At 68.9% G+C, this 15,461-nt stretch carries 14 protein-coding genes and 3 tRNA genes; 12 read left to right on the forward strand and 5 right to left on the reverse strand.

The annotated features are described in order from the left end of the window. Nucleotides 1-33: 33 nt before the first annotated feature. Complete coding sequence (gene tilS, locus ACH3VR_RS14390; protein ID WP_397557012.1) at nt 34-1,029, reverse strand: tRNA lysidine(34) synthetase TilS; 996 nt, start codon at nt 1,027-1,029, stop codon at nt 34-36. 170 nt (nt 1,030-1,199) lie between these two features. On the opposite strand from tilS, the gene ppa reads away from it, so the two are divergent. Next, complete coding sequence (ppa, locus tag ACH3VR_RS14395; protein ID WP_397557013.1) at nt 1,200-1,733, forward strand: inorganic diphosphatase; 534 nt, start codon at nt 1,200-1,202, stop codon at nt 1,731-1,733. A 64-nt stretch (nt 1,734-1,797) separates the two neighbouring features. On the opposite strand, the gene ACH3VR_RS14400 is transcribed toward ppa, so the two are convergent. Beyond that, the gene (locus tag ACH3VR_RS14400; RefSeq protein ID WP_397557014.1) at nt 1,798-3,177 is read right to left on the reverse strand and encodes a peptidoglycan DD-metalloendopeptidase family protein; all 1,380 of its coding nucleotides are present in this window, start codon (nt 3,175-3,177) and stop codon (nt 1,798-1,800) included. Between the two features lie 204 nt (nt 3,178-3,381). Between ACH3VR_RS14400 and ACH3VR_RS14405 the strand changes: the two genes are divergently transcribed. The 3 genes from ACH3VR_RS14405 to ACH3VR_RS14415 all read left to right on the forward strand — a co-directional run bounded on the left by ACH3VR_RS14405 (nt 3,382) and on the right by ACH3VR_RS14415 (nt 3,701). Then, nucleotides 3,382-3,457, forward strand: a tRNA-Glu gene (locus tag ACH3VR_RS14405). 27 nt (nt 3,458-3,484) lie between these two features. After that, nucleotides 3,485-3,558: transfer RNA gene (locus ACH3VR_RS14410), tRNA-Asp, on the forward strand. Nucleotides 3,559-3,628: 70 nt separating this feature from the next. Next, nucleotides 3,629-3,701 (forward strand) — tRNA-Phe (locus ACH3VR_RS14415). Between the two features lie 142 nt (nt 3,702-3,843). On the opposite strand, the gene ACH3VR_RS14420 is transcribed toward ACH3VR_RS14415, so the two are convergent. After that, nucleotides 3,844-4,143 (reverse strand): HigA family addiction module antitoxin, encoded by a 300-nt coding sequence (locus ACH3VR_RS14420; RefSeq protein WP_397557015.1) that lies wholly within the window; start codon nt 4,141-4,143, stop codon nt 3,844-3,846. Beyond that, nucleotides 4,118-4,396 carry a type II toxin-antitoxin system RelE/ParE family toxin gene (locus ACH3VR_RS14425; protein ID WP_397557016.1) on the reverse strand — a complete coding sequence of 93 codons (279 nt, stop codon included), beginning with the start codon at nt 4,394-4,396 and terminating at the stop codon, nt 4,118-4,120. Before ACH3VR_RS14425 ends, ACH3VR_RS14420 begins: the two co-directional genes overlap by 26 nt. A 342-nt stretch (nt 4,397-4,738) precedes the next feature. Between ACH3VR_RS14425 and ACH3VR_RS14430 the strand changes: the two genes are divergently transcribed. The 4 genes from ACH3VR_RS14430 (at nt 4,739) to ACH3VR_RS14445 (ending at nt 7,467) form a co-directional block, all read left to right on the forward strand. Beyond that, nucleotides 4,739-5,137, forward strand: coding sequence for a nuclear transport factor 2 family protein (locus ACH3VR_RS14430; RefSeq protein ID WP_397557017.1), 399 nt, complete (start codon nt 4,739-4,741; stop codon nt 5,135-5,137). 169 nt (nt 5,138-5,306) lie between these two features. After that, entirely contained in the window at nt 5,307-6,212 is a 906-nt protein-coding gene (locus ACH3VR_RS14435) for an RNA polymerase sigma-70 factor (RefSeq protein ID WP_397557018.1), read from the forward strand. 131 nt (nt 6,213-6,343) lie between these two features. Then, on the forward strand, nt 6,344-6,628 hold the full coding sequence (locus ACH3VR_RS14440; RefSeq protein ID WP_397557019.1) for a sigma-70 family RNA polymerase sigma factor family protein: 285 nt from the start codon (nt 6,344-6,346) through the stop codon (nt 6,626-6,628). 80 nt (nt 6,629-6,708) lie between these two features. After that, nucleotides 6,709-7,467, forward strand: coding sequence for an SDR family oxidoreductase (locus ACH3VR_RS14445; RefSeq protein ID WP_397557020.1), 759 nt, complete (start codon nt 6,709-6,711; stop codon nt 7,465-7,467). 110 nt (nt 7,468-7,577) lie between these two features. On the opposite strand, the gene ACH3VR_RS14450 is transcribed toward ACH3VR_RS14445, so the two are convergent. Next, nucleotides 7,578-8,879: an FAD-dependent oxidoreductase gene (locus ACH3VR_RS14450; protein WP_397557021.1), complete on the reverse strand. Its 1,302-nt coding sequence runs from the start codon at nt 8,877-8,879 to the stop codon at nt 7,578-7,580. A gap of 88 nt (nt 8,880-8,967) precedes the next feature. Here ACH3VR_RS14450 and ACH3VR_RS14455 point away from each other — a divergent pair, with 88 nt between their 5' ends. The 4 genes from ACH3VR_RS14455 to ACH3VR_RS14470 all read left to right on the forward strand — a co-directional run bounded on the left by ACH3VR_RS14455 (nt 8,968) and on the right by ACH3VR_RS14470 (nt 15,458). Then, nucleotides 8,968-10,134, forward strand: coding sequence for a polysaccharide deacetylase family protein (locus ACH3VR_RS14455; protein WP_397557022.1), 1,167 nt, complete (start codon nt 8,968-8,970; stop codon nt 10,132-10,134). 745 nt (nt 10,135-10,879) lie between these two features. Next, nucleotides 10,880-12,382, forward strand: a complete 1,503-nt coding sequence (locus tag ACH3VR_RS14460) for a sugar transferase (protein ID WP_397557023.1) — start codon at nt 10,880-10,882, stop codon at nt 12,380-12,382. A gap of 253 nt (nt 12,383-12,635) precedes the next feature. After that, nucleotides 12,636-14,543: an asparagine synthase (glutamine-hydrolyzing) gene (asnB, locus tag ACH3VR_RS14465; protein ID WP_397557024.1), complete on the forward strand. Its 1,908-nt coding sequence runs from the start codon at nt 12,636-12,638 to the stop codon at nt 14,541-14,543. A 267-nt stretch (nt 14,544-14,810) separates the two neighbouring features. Further along, nucleotides 14,811-15,458, forward strand: a complete 648-nt coding sequence (locus ACH3VR_RS14470; RefSeq protein WP_397557025.1) for a hypothetical protein — start codon at nt 14,811-14,813, stop codon at nt 15,456-15,458. The last annotated feature ends 3 nt before the right edge of the window (nt 15,459-15,461 follow it).

A 15,461-nucleotide genomic window follows, 5' to 3' on the forward strand; every position in this document is an offset into this window, starting at 1 on the left:
CACGTTAGTGACGGCCCGCGCTCGGTGCGACCCCTACCGGGCGGCGAACTCGAGCCGCACGCCGACGCGGCGGGCGATGCATCCAGGCAGGTCGATGGGCCCTTGGCCCGTCCAGTCGGTGACGAGCCGGGCGACCTCGATCGTCTGCGTGCGCGTGAGGCTCTGCCCGAACTCAGACGCGACGACGTGCCGGATGATGCGGTGGCGCAGGGCCGCGGGGTTGGCCGCGAGCGCGGGAACGGAGACCGAGATACCGGCCTCGGCATGCTCGACGATGTCCTCGATCGTCTCGTCGATCATCTCGGCGAACGCCTCGGAGTCCTCGCGCAGCTGCTCGGCCGTCCGCGCGAGCGCCTCCGCGATGCCGGGTCCGAGCTCGTCCTCGAGCATCGGCAGCACGCGCCGACGCACCCGCACGCGGGCATACGCGGGGTCGTCGTTGTGCGGGTCGTCCCACGGCTCGAGGCCCTCGGCCGCGCATGCGGCGCGCGTCGTCGCACGGCGCACGCCGAGCAGCGGCCGCAGGAGCACGGTCCCCTCGGCGAGCTCGGTCTGCGGCGCCATGCCCTGCAGGCTCGCGGCGCCCGAGCCGCGGGCGAGTCCGAGCAGCACCGTCTCCGCCTGATCGTCGAGGGTGTGGGCCGTCAGCACGGCGACGGCGCGGAGAGCGGACGCCTCCCCGCGGAGGGCCGCGTAGCGTGCGGCCCGGGCGGCGGCCTCCGGTCCGCCGTCCGACCCGACATCGACCGTCACGATCCGCGCCTCGAGACCCAGGGCGCGAGCATGCGCGGCCGCGGCGGTCGCGGCATCCCTCGACCCCTCCTGAAGCCCGTGATCGACGGTGACGGCAGCCGCCGTGACCCCGGCCTTGCGCGCCTCGAACGCCGTCGCGGCCGCGAGGGCGAGCGAATCGGCGCCGCCGGACAGCGCGACGACGACGGTCGAGCCGGCCTCGAGCGGGGCGAGGGCCGCGCGCACGGCGCGCCGCACCTCGGCGACGGCGGGGTCGAGGCCTGGGCGGTGGGTCACGGCACCACGGTACCGACCCGCACCCGCGCCGGGCCTCGGCTGGATGGTGCCGAAGTCCTGCGATACGCCTTCTGGGAGCCCCTCGCCTCACGCTCAGCCGTAGTTCGGGACGCTGAACGCCCGAGACTAGGCTTGTCGCGGCATCCCACCGTCTTCGAAGGAGTCCAACCATGGGCGCATACGACGCCGTCATCGAGATCCCGCGCGGCAGCCGCGTGAAGTACGAGGTCGACCACGGCACGGGCCGCGTCTTCCTCGACCGCATCCTGTACACGGCATTCGGCTACCCCACCAACTACGGGTTCTTCGAGAACACCCTCGGCGAGGACGGGGACCCGCTCGACGTGCTCGTGCTGCTGGACTTCGACCTCGCTCCCGGCGTGCTCGCCAAGGTCCGTCCCGTCGGCGTGCTCAAGATGAGCGATGAGGCCGGCGGAGACGACAAGGTCGTCGCGGTGCTGGGCAAGGACCCCCGCTGGGCGCACATCCAGGACGTCGGCGACATCCCGGAGTACACCCGCAAGGAGATCGAGCACTTCTTCGAGCACTACAAGGACCTCGAGCCGAACAAGTGGGTCAAGGTCGACGAGTGGGCAGGCGCCGCCGAGGCCGAGCGCCTCGTCGCCGAGGCGTTCGAGCGCTTCACCCAGCACGAGGGCCAGACCGCCACCCAGGGTGAGGGCGAAGCCCCGAACACGCTCTGACGCAGGTTTTCGAGGGGGTGGGTGCCGCGGCATCCGCCCCCTCCGCCTTTTCAGGCGAGGGCGATCAGACCGAGATGCCCCGATCGGCCATGAAGTTGATCGGGTTGACCGGGAAGCCGTTGACGTAGGTCTCGAAGTGCAGGTGGCAGCCGAACGAGTTGCCCGTGTTGCCCTCGTACGCGATGACCTGGCCCACGTTCACCCACTGTCCGTTGCGGACGAGGATGCCGCCGTTCTGGATGTGGCCGTACCCCGTGCCGATTCCTCCGCCGTGGTCGAGCTTGATGTAGTTGCCGTACCCGCCGTTCCGGCCGGCGTAGACGACGGTGCCGCTCTGGGCGGCGTAGATCGCCGAGCCGCACCCCGAGGCGAGGTCGACGCCGTAGTGGTAGCCGCTCGAGCAGTAGCCGTTGCCGCACTGCACGGTGCGCGGGCCGTAGCCCGAGGACTGATAGCCCGACGAGGGTCGCGCCCAGCCCGAGCCTGCGACGGCTCCGCCGCGTCCGCCGCCACCGCTTCCCGCTGCGGACGCCGCCTTCGCCGCCGCCTCCGCGGCGGCTTTCGCCGCAGCCTCCTCGGCCGCCTTGCGGGCGGCCTCGACTCCGGCCTCGTAGCCCGCGATCGTCTGGGCGGTCTTGTCCTGCAGAGCCGAGAGCTGGGCCTGCAGGTCGACCAGGTGGGCCTGCTGCTCGTCGAGGGCGGCCTGCGCCGCGTCGGCGGCCTGCTGCGCTGCGACCATCTTCTGCTCGGCCACCTGCTGCAGCCGATCGCGTTCGTCGCGCGCGACGACGGCCTGATCGCTCAGGCTCTGCGCCGAGTCGCGCGCCGTGATGGCGTCCGCGTAGACGGCCTGGTTGCGGGCGATGAGCTGGTCCATCGTGCCGAGCCGCGCGAGCAGGTCGTCGGCCGACGCCGCCGAACCCGCGAAGAAGAGCTCCAGCGACGTGTCGTCACCGCCGTTGCGGTAGAGCTGGGCGGCGACCCGGCCGGCCTTGTTGGCGGCGTCGATCGCCGCGGCGGCCTGCTGATCGGCCTGCTGCTGCAGCTGGTCGGCGCGCTGCGCCGCATCGAAGTAGTCCTGCTGCGCCTGGTAGAACTCGGCGGAGGTGCGCTCGGCTTCAGCCTGCGTGCGCGAGACCTCGGCAGTCAGGCCCTCGATGAGGCCCTGGATCTTCTGCACCTCGGCCGCCTTGGCGGATTCGCTGGCGCGAGCGGCCTGGACGTCGTCCCACGACGGATAGTCGGCGGCGAAGGCGGGCGGAAGCAGCGGCCCTGCGAGCGCGGCAACGCCCACGACGGCGAGAACGCCGAGACCCAGGGCCGTCCTCCGGTTGACGAGGGAGGGCCAGAGGGCACGCCGCTCTCGCGGAGACGGCGCGCAGCCGCATTCCTCGAGGGCGTGATCCTGCTCCACGCGATCCTCCCCCTGTCGGGACAACTCCATTCACACTAGCAACATCAGTCACAGGCGCAAGGGGTGCGTACATCCATCCTGCCCCCGATCGGCCGAGGATGCACTGTCCAATCGTGCGCCGATCTGACGCGGTTTTCCACACTGACGCGCCCTCGATTGGCGCATTCGCCTCAGATCTCTTATGCTTGAGCGTCGGTAAGCGTGAGCGCCGGGCCTTGAGCCAGGGGTTCATCCGGCCCCATCGTTTAGTGGCCTAGGACGCCGCCCTTTCACGGCGGTAGCACGGGTTCGAATCCCGTTGGGGTCACCACGCCGACAAACACAATTGAATAAGCATGGCCCTGTAGCGCAGTTGGTTAGCGTGCCGCCCTGTCACGGCGGAGGTCGCGGGTTCAAGTCCCGTCAGGGTCGCTCCAGAGCGACAGGCCCTTTGGTTTCAGAGGGCCTTTCGTCTAGGACGCGGCAGCTTCGGATGCCGTGCGGCTCTGTAGCTCAGTTGGTAGAGCGTTCGACTGAAAATCGAAAGGTCACCGGATCGATGCCGGTCGGAGCCACTGAAACCCCCGCGTAGCTTCTACATCGCGGGGGTTTCGTCTTGCCTGAGAACACTGGGATCGCGGGCCGTTGTGCCGTTTCGTTCCGGATCGAGTCCGGTGATCTAGAACGCTCGAACTCGCGCGTGCAGCGCCTGAGGCTTCACGCGCTCAATGGCTGGATCGCGCCGATCGGTGTCTCGACGCGAGCGAGCGCGAGGTCGTAGCCCTCCTGGAGCCTCAGCCAGAACTGCGGAGTGGTGCCGAAGAACGCGCCGAGGCGCAGCGCGGTGTCGGCGGTGATCGCCTGCTTGCCGCGGACGATCCGCGAGATCCGCGCCTGGTCGACGCCGATGCGCTTGGCGAGCTCGTACTGACTCAGGCCGAACGGCTCGAGGAACTCCTCGAGGAGGATCTCGCCCGGCGTCGAGAGATCGTCAGTGATAGTCGATGAATGCGACATTGTTCGCTTCCCCTCCGTCCCAGTCGAAGACCAGTCTCCATTGGTCGTTGACGCGGATGCTGTAGCTGCCCGCCCGATCACCCTGGAGCTTCTCAAGGTGGTTGGAGGGCGGAATCCTCAGGTCTTCGAGCTCCGCTGCTGCATCCAGCATCTGAAGCTTGCGCACGAGACGCTTCCGGACGTCTGGCGGCACGCGTCGCGGAGCCGATCCACCGAGCCAGTACTCCTCGATGTCACGGTCCGCGAACCTCACACACCAATACTAGCGCAACACGCAAGCATTGAGGCTGCCACGGACGATACTGTGCGTTCCGGGGCCCGGGCTCACTGAAATCGAAAGGTCACCGGATCGATGCCGGTCGGAGCCACTGAAACCCCCGCGTAGCTTCTACATCGCGGGGGTTTCGTCTTTCCTGCGTCGGGTTTCCCACAGGCTGTAGCGCGCGAAGGGGGATCAGGAGCATGATCGGAGCCGACCCCCTGCTCTGATCTCCCGGATCCGGATGCCCAGCGACGAACCCGAATCGCCGCGCGCGGACGCTCCATCGCCCGTCGTCGCGCGGTTCGTCGACGCCCGCGCCGGAGCATGGAGGTGATGCGTCGCCGAGGTGTGCCCTGGCCGCTTCGACGGCGAACCCACGCCCCCTCAGCCGCCCGGCATCACCGCCTCGCCGTCCAGGCGCTGGCGTACGCGTGCGATGAGCGTGACTTCGCCCGCCTCGTGCGGGTGCTGCATCCCGACGCCGTCCTCACGATCGACGGGACGGCGACTGCCGCGCAGCACCCGATCCACGGTCGCGCCCGGATCGTCGACGTGCTCACGACGATGCTCGACGCGCACGCGGCCGTCGCGATCGAGTGCGCGGTCAACGGGGAGCGCGGCATCGCGCTGCACACGCGTCACGACCTCGTGGGCGTGCTGACCGTCGCGACCCGTGCGGAGCGCATCTCGAGTCTGCGGCTCGTCCTCACGCGCGCCGACGGGCGGCAGTGACCCGGCTGTCACAGATCGGGATGCTGCGCGGTCGTCTCTTGCGTGGGTGTCGCGCGGGAGCGCGACGAGGCGAGGAGCGAACGAGAGGTCGAAGCCGATGGATGGTGTCGTGCGCACGGAGAATCGGAGGATGATCGGATCCGCATCAGTCCCCGATCACAACCCCCGGATGAACCGAGCCGATTCCACCCAACCCGGCGACGACGGGCTCTCGTCCGCAGCTGCGGTGTTCGCGGCATCCCGTCGACGGCTGTTCGGCATCGCCTACCGCATGCTCGGCAGCGTCGCCGACGCGGAGGACATCCTGCAGGACACGTGGATCCGATGGCAGGCCGCCGACCGGCACGAGATCGTCGAGCCCGCGGCGTTCCTCGCGACGATCACGACGCGTCTGTCGATCAACTCCCTGCAGTCCGCGCGCGTGCGCCGAGAGACGTACATCGGCCCGTGGCTCCCTGAGCCGATCAACACGGAAGACGATCCGGCGCTGGGAGCGGAGCGCGGCGAGGCCCTCACGCTCGCGATGCTCATCCTGCTCGAGAAGCTCACCCCGACCGAGCGGGCCGCCTATGTACTGCGTGAAGCGCTCGACTACCCGTACGAGCGCATCGCCGAGGTCGTGGAGACGAGCGTGGCCGGCGCGCGACAGCTGGTCAGCCGGGCCCGCAAGCACCTCGCGGCCGATCGACGGGCCGTGGTCGAGCCGACACAGCATCGGAGGCTGCTGGAGGCGTTCTTGAAGGCCGCGCAGCACGGTGATGTCGCGGCGCTCGAGGAGCTCTTCGCACAGGACGTGGTCAGCTACACCGACGGCAACGGCGCGAAGCTCGCGGCGCGCATCCCGGTCGCCGGACGCGCGCGCGTCGCCGCCTTCGTCGCCGCCTTCGCGCACCATTTCTGGACCGGCAAGGAGATCGACTGGGTCGAGATCAACGGCCGGCCGGCAGCACTGCTCATCGAGGGCGGCACAGTCACGACGGCGATCAGCCTGACGCCTTCGAGCGACGGCATCCTTCAGCTGCTGTGGACCATGGCCCCGGAGAAGCTGCGTCATGTGACCACGGCGGAGTCATGACGCCGCGGCGACGAACGCCCGGGATCCTGCGCGCCCGCGCATCCGAGCGTCCGTCCCCTCGGGTGCACGACCGCGCGGTCCGATCGCTGGCCCGCGCATGCGATGAGCGAGACCTCGGTCGGATCGCGGGGATGCTGCACACGGACGCCGTTCTCGTGGTCGACGGCGGAGGGCGCGTGCGCGCTCCCCTCGAACCCGTCGAAGGACGCGAGGGCATCGTCGAGACGATCGTGCGGTTCTTCGAGGAGCACGTCGAAGCCGCGACGGCCGTGTGCTCCGTGAACGCAGAGCCCGGCATCGCGTTCCACGCGGGCGGCGAGGTCGTCGGAGTTCTCACCGTCGGCCTGAGAGCCGAGCGCATCGACCGGCTGTGGCTCGTCGCCAACCCCGACAAGCTCCGCGACTGGCGGCACTGACCCGTCACAGCTCGCCGTCCCATCCGGTCAGAGCTTTTCGGACGCCGCTTCAGCGGCGACGGAACCGAAAGGACACGGACATGGCGAAGATCGTCGTCATCGGAGGCACAGGGCTCATCGGCTCGAAAGTGGTCGCGAAGCTCACGGCGCATGGGCACGAGGCCATCGCGGCATCCCCGAACACGGGGGTGAACTCGATCACGGGTGAGGGCCTCGCCGAAGCAGTGGAGGGCGCGCAGGTCGTCGTAGACGTCTCGAACTCGCCGTCATTCGAGGAGAGCGCCGTGCTCGACTTCTTCACGACCTCGACGAACAACCTGATCGCCGCCGAGAAGGCCGCCGGCGTCGGACACCACGTCGCGCTCACGATCGTCGGCACGAACCGCCCGCAGAGCATCCCGTACTTCCGCGCCAAGATCGCCCAGGAGAAGCTCATCCGCGAATCGGGTGTGCCCTTCTCCCTCGTGCACGCGACGCAGTTCTTCGAATTCGTCGGCAGCATCGCCGACATCTCGACCGACGGCGACACCGTGCGGCTGCCGGGCGCACTCGTGCAGCCCATCGCCGCGGAGGATGTCGCGACGGCTGTGGCGCGCACAGCGGCGGGTGAGCCCGTGAACGGCGATCGCGAGATCGCCGGACCCGAGCAGTTCGGCATGGACGAATGGGCACGGCGCGCCCTGACCTTCCGAGGCGACTCCCGCACTGTCGTGCGTGACGACTCGGCCCCGTACTACGGGGCTCGGATCGAGGAGCGCACGCTGCTGCCCGTCGATGGAGCGTGGATCTTCGACACGTCGCTCGAAGAGTGGCTGCCCGCCAACCCGCCCCGCACGTAGCCGGCCTTTTCGAGGAGCGGGTGGATGCCCGGGCCCACGCGCCAGAGGCTCCGCGCGCCGCGAAGCGGTGCATGGAGGGGGCGTGGGGAAGCATCCACCCGCTCCGTCGTTCAGGCTCGCAGCACCCGCAGGCGCCGCGAGCCGGGCGCGAGCTGCTCCGCGATCGTGACAGCGGAGTGCACGGCGCTCTCGTGCGAGTCGGCGTCGTCGGCGTACAGGCCGGCGAGCCACACGCCATGGCTTCCGCGCAGGCGCTTCAGCCGCGCTTGCGCGTCGAAGTAGTCGACCGTGACGAGGGCGTGCTCGTAGATCGCCGTCGCATAGAGCGGTTCGGGCAGGCGGTCCTCATAGGTCACCCAGCTGCGGAACACCGGCAGTCCGCGATCGGGGTTCCAGATCGACATCTGGCTGTGCGTGCCGTCCCAGCGAGCGTTGACGACCGACCAGACCGACTCGCTGCGCGGCATGAGCCGGCGATCGCCGTGGACGGCGATCGTCGTGTCGAAGTAGCGGATCCGACGCAGCTGCCGGCTCACCTCGTCGAGCTCGGGCGTCGATGACACGAGCTCGTGCGCCTGGCGGGCATTGGTCGCGAGCACGACCTGGTCGAATGCGAGTCGCGCACCCGTCGAGTCGACGAGGAGCCACGACTCGCCCTCGCGCGTGAGCCGGTGCACCCGCGCGCCGAGCCGCACGTCCGTGCGCCGCAGCGTCGCCGTCAGGGCCGCGACATAGGTCTTCATTCCGCCGTCGATCTCGACCTGCTCGGGCGCGTGGAGGCCCCCTCGCAGCGCGTCGCCGAGGTAGAAGAGCGCGTTGTAAGCGGCGAACTCGCGGAACTGGGTGAGATCGACGCACCAGAGCGCCAGGAGGAACGGATAGAGGAAACCGTCGACGAACGAGCGGGGCATCCTCCTGCTCTCGATGTACTCCGCGATCGTGACCGTCGTGTCGCGCTGCGCGAGGAACTCCGGGATGCCGGTCAGGAACCGCCGGAATCCGATGAGGTCGCAGAGCGCGGCGGGCGTGAGCGACGGCCATACGATCCGCCCGTGCCGGAACGGCGGCAAGGCGACGTGAGTGCCGTCCGTGAGGCGTGACAGGCTCATCGTGGCGGAATACGTCCGCAGCGGCACGCGAAGCTCGGCGAGCAGGCGATTGAAGGTCGTGTACGGCTTCCCGGGTCCGAAGAACTGGAAGCCGGCGTCGATCGGCACCGGGTGGCCGTCGAGGTCGATCTCGATCGTGTGGGCGTGACCGCCGAGCCGGCCGTCGGCCTCGAAGAGAGTGACGTCGTGCTGTTCCTCGAGCAGCCATGCGCTCGCAAGGCCCGCGCCCCCGCCCCCCACGACCGCTATCCGCACTTCGACACCCTGCGCCCCGTTGCCCGGCCCATGGCCCGATGATGCCATGCCCCTGGGGACACCCTCGGTAAAATGTGGCTGACGGGTGCGCTGGGGAGCGGCCCGGGCAACAGATCAACCCGGGGGTGGGGCCGCCGTGAGTTCGCCGACAGAGCCGAAGCGATCTCGACGACGCGCGACCGCGCAGGTGCGCCGCCGACGCGCTCTCGCTGCGCTGATCGCCGTCCTCGTGCTCGTGGGCGGCGCGACGACGGCGGGCATCGCGATCGCCCTGTCGCGGACGACGGATGCCGCGGCCACCGCATCCACTCCCTCCTCGACCCCCACGCCGACTCCGACCCCCACTCCCACGCCGCTCACGCCGTCTCAGCAGCTGCTGACCACGACGACGGATCCGAACGCGTGCGCCGTGAGCTTCCAGGGCGAAGCGATCGCCGACCCGCCGATGCTGGAGACGCAGGGGGCGCTGTACTCGGGGCTGCCCATCCCGGCACGGGACGGATTCGTCTTCGCCGGGTGGTACGCGACACCGGCCGACGCGGCATCCTTCACCGTCCCCGCCCGGGTCAACGGGTCGAAGCTCGTCGCCTGCACGGATCAGGAGATCACGCTCTACGGCTCGTGGAAGACGCCCGCCGACAACGCCGCCGAGAACGCGCGCATCCCGATCCTCATGTACCACCAGTTCACGACCAACCCCGGCGGCGAGAGCGGCTGGCTGCGGGGCAACTACGCGTACATCGGCGACTTCGACGCGCACATGAGCCACATCGCGACGGGCGGCTTCTACCTGCCGACGTGGGACGAGCTCAGCGCCCTCATCGATGCGCGGCTCTGGCTGCCGAACCACTCGGTGGTGGTCACGGACGACGACGCCGACCAGTCGTGGTTCGACCTGGCGGCACCCGTCGTCGGGAAGTACCAGGTGCTCACGACGTCGTTCATGATCACGGCGTACCGCCAGGATCCCCCACCCAACCCGTGGGTGCTGCGTCGCTCGCACACGCACGACATGCACAAGGCGGGCGCGAACGGCAAGGGACTCATGGTCAATCTGAGCGCGCAGGAGATCGCAGCCGACATGGAGACGTCGGCGCAGGTGCTGGGTGTCAAAGAGGTCATGGCGTACCCGTTCGGCCACTACAACGAGACCTCGAAAGAGGGCCTGCGGCTCGCAGGGTTCGAGATGGCGCGCACGATCGACCCGGGCTACGTCACGATCGGAACCGACAAACTCGCGCTTCCCGTCCAGCGGATCAACTACGGCATGGGTCTCGACGCCCTCGTGAGGCTCATCGGCTGATCACCGGCGACTTCTCTCTCTTCCCTTCGCGAAGGCACGGAGGTACAGTGTCATCGCGCAAGGGGCTTGGGAGCCCTCGATGCCCGACAGATCCAGTCGGGTCGCGTATGGGGAAGGTGTACGAACGGTGATGGCCGCCGCTCGTGCATTTGCTTGGGAGAGGGATGTCGGTCAAGGCGCATCTCGCGCGCTCTGACGGACCACGGCCCGGCCGCGCCTGGCGTGCCGCCGCTCGCAGGCTCCGGAGGAAGACCCGAAACTCCGACGGAGCCTGCGGCGGCACGTCGGCCGGCGCGGCCAGCCCCGCGCATACCTGACGGCCTTCACCCTGGTCGGGTGAGAAGACCGCGCATCTGATCGGAATACGACGCAGACGCACCTCGTACGGGAGTTTTCTTTCCCTCATCAGGTATTTTTCACTCTCCGATCCTTGTCCCCCGTTCGGGGGACGTATCCCATTTGCGAATGTCCGCCATTCGGGGGACGAAGGCACTTCCCCTCCGGGGATCAGGCGGGGTACAGTGGCACCGCGCGACAGGGAGCCTTGGGAAGCTCCAACGCCGGATATCCCGATTTCCGGTAGCCGTGCACTTGGGGAAGGATGCTCCGGCAGCTCATCGCATGCCGGGCGTTACTTGGGGAACGCAATGCAATCTGGGGATGCACTGTTGTGCGCGCGATGGATCGCGGTGGGCTCGTGACCGCGATCGACGCGGCACCGTCGCATGCTGTGGGTGGGGATCCGATGGCTCTCCTGCGGCCTGCGGCGGTGCCGCGTGCCGACGCGCCGACTCTTACGAAGGTCGCCACGCCTCGCACGCAGCCGTCGCTCGAACGGCGCCGCACGTGGGAGCGACGATACGTTCGCCGCCTGCGCGCCACCGACGGCGCCATCGTCGTGTGTGCGACGGCAGCGACGGCGGCGCTCGACTATCTGCTCGCACCGTCGAACACCCACCTGATCGGCGCGGCGCGCGTCGCATGCGTGGTCTGCGCCGCGTGGGCCGCCGTGCTCTGGCTATGGCGCACACGCGAGCCGTCGATCGTCGGCTGGGGTGGGACCGAGTACAAGCGGGTCGCGAACTCCTCGGGCTTCGCCCTCGGCATCCTCGCCATGCTCTTCGTCGTCTTCCAGTGGGAAGGCCTTCGCTTCCAGCTCACCATCGCCCTGCCGGTCGGACTCGTCGCCCTGCTCCTCGGCCGTTGGCTGTGGCGCAAGTGGCTCATCGCACAGCGCGGATTCGGTCATTACACCTCGCGCGTCGTCATCGCCGGCACGCGCGACGACGTCGAATACGTGATCAGGAGCCTCTCCGGGGCCGGCCAGCACGGCTACGTCGTGGTGGGTGCGACGATGCCCGAATTCCCTGCGCCGGCGATCGAAGTCGACAGCCGCAGCTATCCCGTCATCGGCTCGATGCACGCCACCGCCGCTCAGGCGCGGGCGTGGGGTGCAGACACGATCATCGTCGCCGGTCAGCCCGATGACGATCCGGATTTCATCAAACGCCTCAGCTGGCAGCTGGAAGGGACGGCCGCCGAGCTCATCCTCTCGAGCCGACTCATCGATGTCGCAGGCCCGCGCATCTCGCTGCGCCAGATCGAGGGCCTTCCGCTCATCAACGTCAAGATCCCGGAGTACGAGGGAAGTGCCCACGCCTTCAAGCGCGCCCTCGATGTCGTGTTCTCCTCGCTCGCCCTGATCCCCATCGCGCTGCTCACTCCTTTCATCGCGGCAGCGATCCGCATCGACTCGCGCGGACCGGTCTTCTTCCAGCAGACGCGCGTCGGCCGCGACGGGCGCGAGTTCAAGATCTTCAAGTTCCGCACGATGGCCTCGGACGCCGAGTCACGGCTCGCCGCCCTGGTGTCGCAGAACGAAGGCTCCGGCCTGCTCTTCAAGATGAAGAGCGACCCGCGCATCACACGGGTCGGCGCCTTCCTGCGGAAGTACTCGCTCGACGAGCTCCCGCAGTTCTTCAACGTGCTGCGCGGCGACATGAGCGTCGTCGGGCCGCGGCCGCCGCTGCCGTCCGAGGTCACCTCGTACGACGGCACCGTCTTCCGCCGGCTGTACATCAAGCCAGGCATCACGGGGCTGTGGCAGGTGAGCGGACGCAGCGACCTGACGTGGGACGAGAGCGTCCGCCTCGACCTCAGATACGTCGAGAACTGGTCGCTCACGAACGACCTGCAGATCATGTGGCGCACCGCGAAGGTCATGGTCGCGCCGAGAGGGGCTTACTGACGCGGCACTGCCGCGTCAGTGGATCCGCCGCACCGAAGCAGCGGAGGAAGACAACTTGGGGGAAACAAGATGAGCGTGGCCGTCGCGGCTCACCAACAAGACATCGTCGTCCTGCAGCGAGCGATCGCTGCGGTCGTCACTGAAGACTCCGGTCACGCGCGCCCTCCGGCGGCAGCCCCCAGCCGTCGTGTGAACACCCGCGGGCGCGCGTGGCCGGTTCCATCCCTTCCTGCACCGATGGGGGCCCGCTGAGATGTGCGGGATCGCAGGTGCGGTGCGGTTCGACGGCGACCGCGTCCGCCGGAACCTCGTGACGCGGATGATGGCGACGCTGGATCATCGCGGACCCGATGACGAGGGGATCTGGCTCGAGGGGCCGATCGGCTTCGGGCATCGACGACTGTCCATCATCGATCTCGCGGGCTCCGTCCAGCCCATGCGCAGCATCGACGGACGCTGGACCCTCATCCTCAACGGCGAGATCTTCAACTACAAGGAGCTGCGTCGAGGACTGCGCTATCCGTTCCGGACGGACGGCGACACCGAGACGCTTCTGGCGGGCCTGGTCGAGCACGGCATCGGCTTCCTCGACCGCCTCGTGGGCCAGTTCGCCTTCGCGGCCTTCGATCATTCCGCGGGCGTGCTGCATCTCGTGCGTGATCGCCTCGGCATCCTCCCGCTCTACTACCACCGCGATCGCGGGTCGATCCTCTTCGGATCCGAGATCAAGACCGTCCTCGCGGGCCTGACGCACTCGCCCGACGTCGATCTCGCAAGCCTCGACGCGTACCTCTACGGCCGGTCCGTCCCGGCACCCTTCACTCTCTTCGAAGGCGTTCGCAAGCTCGAGCCCGGCCATCGCATGGAGGTTCGCCTGGACGGCTCCATGAGGGACGTAGAGTACTGGGCTCCGCCGGCGGCGGACTCGCGTCGGTGGCGCGCGACCGACGCCGTCGACGCCGTCGACGCCGCCGTGACCGACGCGGTGCGCTCGGCTCTCGTCGCCGACGTTCCGGTCGGCTCCTACTTGAGCGGCGGCGTCGACAGCAGCTTGATCGCCGCCAAGGCAGCGGAACTGAGCCACGGGCGCCTCCAGACATTCGCCGCCGGATTCGGCGACCCCCGGCACGACGAGCTGCCGTTCGCTCGGCAGGTCGCCGCACACATCGGATCGGAGCACCACGAGGTCCACGTCGACTCGGCGGACTTCGAGAGCCTCTGGCACACCCTCACGTGGCACAGGGACGCCCCCATGTCCGAGCCGGCGGATTTCGCCGTCTACCGACTCGCACAGGCTGCCCGTCGAGAAGTGACGGTGGTGCTGTCGGGCGAGGGCGGCGACGAGCTGTTCGCCGGCTATCCGAAGTACCGCGTCGCACGCGCCATGGAGTCGCTGTCCCTCGTGCCGCCGTCGCTTCGCGGATTCGCCGGCCGCGCACTCGATCCCCGTCTGCCTGCCTCACTCGGCCGGATGCGCATCGCGCTGCGGGCATGGGCGGCACCCAGCCGTGAAGAGCGCCACCGCACCTGGTTCGCCCCCTTCACGGCGGATGAGCGCCTCGGCCTCCTCTCCGGAGTCCCGACGAGGCCCACCTCGATGCTTCGAGCGGGAGACGGATCGGATGCGATCCGCGAGATGCTTCTCGGCGACCTGCGCAGCTGGCTGCCGGACAATCTGCTCGAACGCGGCGACAGGATGTCGATGGCGACCTCGCTCGAACTGCGTCCCCCGCTTCTCGACCACCGACTGGTCGAGCTCGCCTTCCGGCTTCCGTCGAGCGTGAAGGTGCACTCGGGCCAGACGAAGTGGGTGCTCAAAGAGGTCGCTCGCCGCTATCTCCCCGCCGAGATCGTGGATCGGCCCAAGGTCGGCTTCCGCGTCCCTCTCGACAGCTGGTTCAGAACCTCGCTGCGCGACAACGTCCGGGACAGGCTGACCGGACCGTCCTCGTTCGTCGCCCAGACCTTCGACCGCAACATGATCCGCGCCATGCTCGACCGCCACGACAGCGGGCAGTTCAACGAGGAGAGCCGCATCTGGACGCTCATGTCGCTGGAGGTCTGGCACGAGACGTTCTTCAGTCCCATGCATGTGGCTCCTGCGATCCGGCTTGAGACCCCCGCGCGGACGGCGCAGCCGGAAGCACTGCCGGCCGCGTGAGTCGGATCGGCTCCGACGCGGCGGCTCGCGACGGCGAGCGAGACCGCTCACTCGGTCGCGCCGCTCGCTGAGAGAACGACCTGAGAGAAGACGGCGAACGGGAACCGGGAGTCCCGGAGAGTACGATTCAAGGAACGGCGATGCCGGCTTGGGGGCCATTCGTCGTTTCTTGGGGGATGGGGTGAATCGATGATGACGCCTGGGGAGAGTGCGTCCGGATCGGGCGAAGAAGTACGCGCTGAATCGACGCGCGGGCTGACACCTGCGATGCGGGCAACGCTGATCGCCGTGGGTGCGGTCATGGTGGTCGGGCTGGGCCTCGTCGTCTGGCTGCTGGCGCCCGAGGGCGGCAGGATGCTGCCCCAGGCCTCGGAGGCCTCGTCCGCGCCCACAGCCACAGCAGGGCCCTCATCCACATCCGCTGCTGCAGCCACGCCCCCGGCCGGCGCGACTCCCGGTCCGGTGCCCGGCGCCACGCCGGTCGCCGGAAGCGAAGTGCTGCCGCCGTCGTCGGCGCCCGATGCGTCGGAACCTCTCATCGACGCGGTACGGCCCGTCAAGAGTGACGAACCGCTCGTCAAGGGCGACCTGCCGCCCACCGCTGCGTCGACGGGGAAGCTCGTGGACGGCTTTCCCAAGGCCGCAGCCCCCGCGCCGGAGTCCGATGTGATCCAGAGCTCCATCGCGACCGAAGGCGGTGTCATGCAGGTGGCCCTGGTCGCCCGCACCGACGAGTCCGCCGACGACATCACCGCGCATTACCGCGACATGTGGAAGGCGCTCGGCTTGGCGGACCACGTGACCACGAACGGCCTGCAGTTCGCCGACTCGTTCACGACGCTCTCGCTCGCCTTCACGGCGGGTTCGGGAACGGGCACCGTGTACACCGTCTACGGCGTCTTCCACACGAGCTGAGGC

The sequence above is a fragment of the Microbacterium alkaliflavum genome, assembly GCF_044325405.1.
GTDB classification, from domain to species: Bacteria; Actinomycetota; Actinomycetes; order Actinomycetales; family Microbacteriaceae; genus Microbacterium; species Microbacterium alkaliflavum.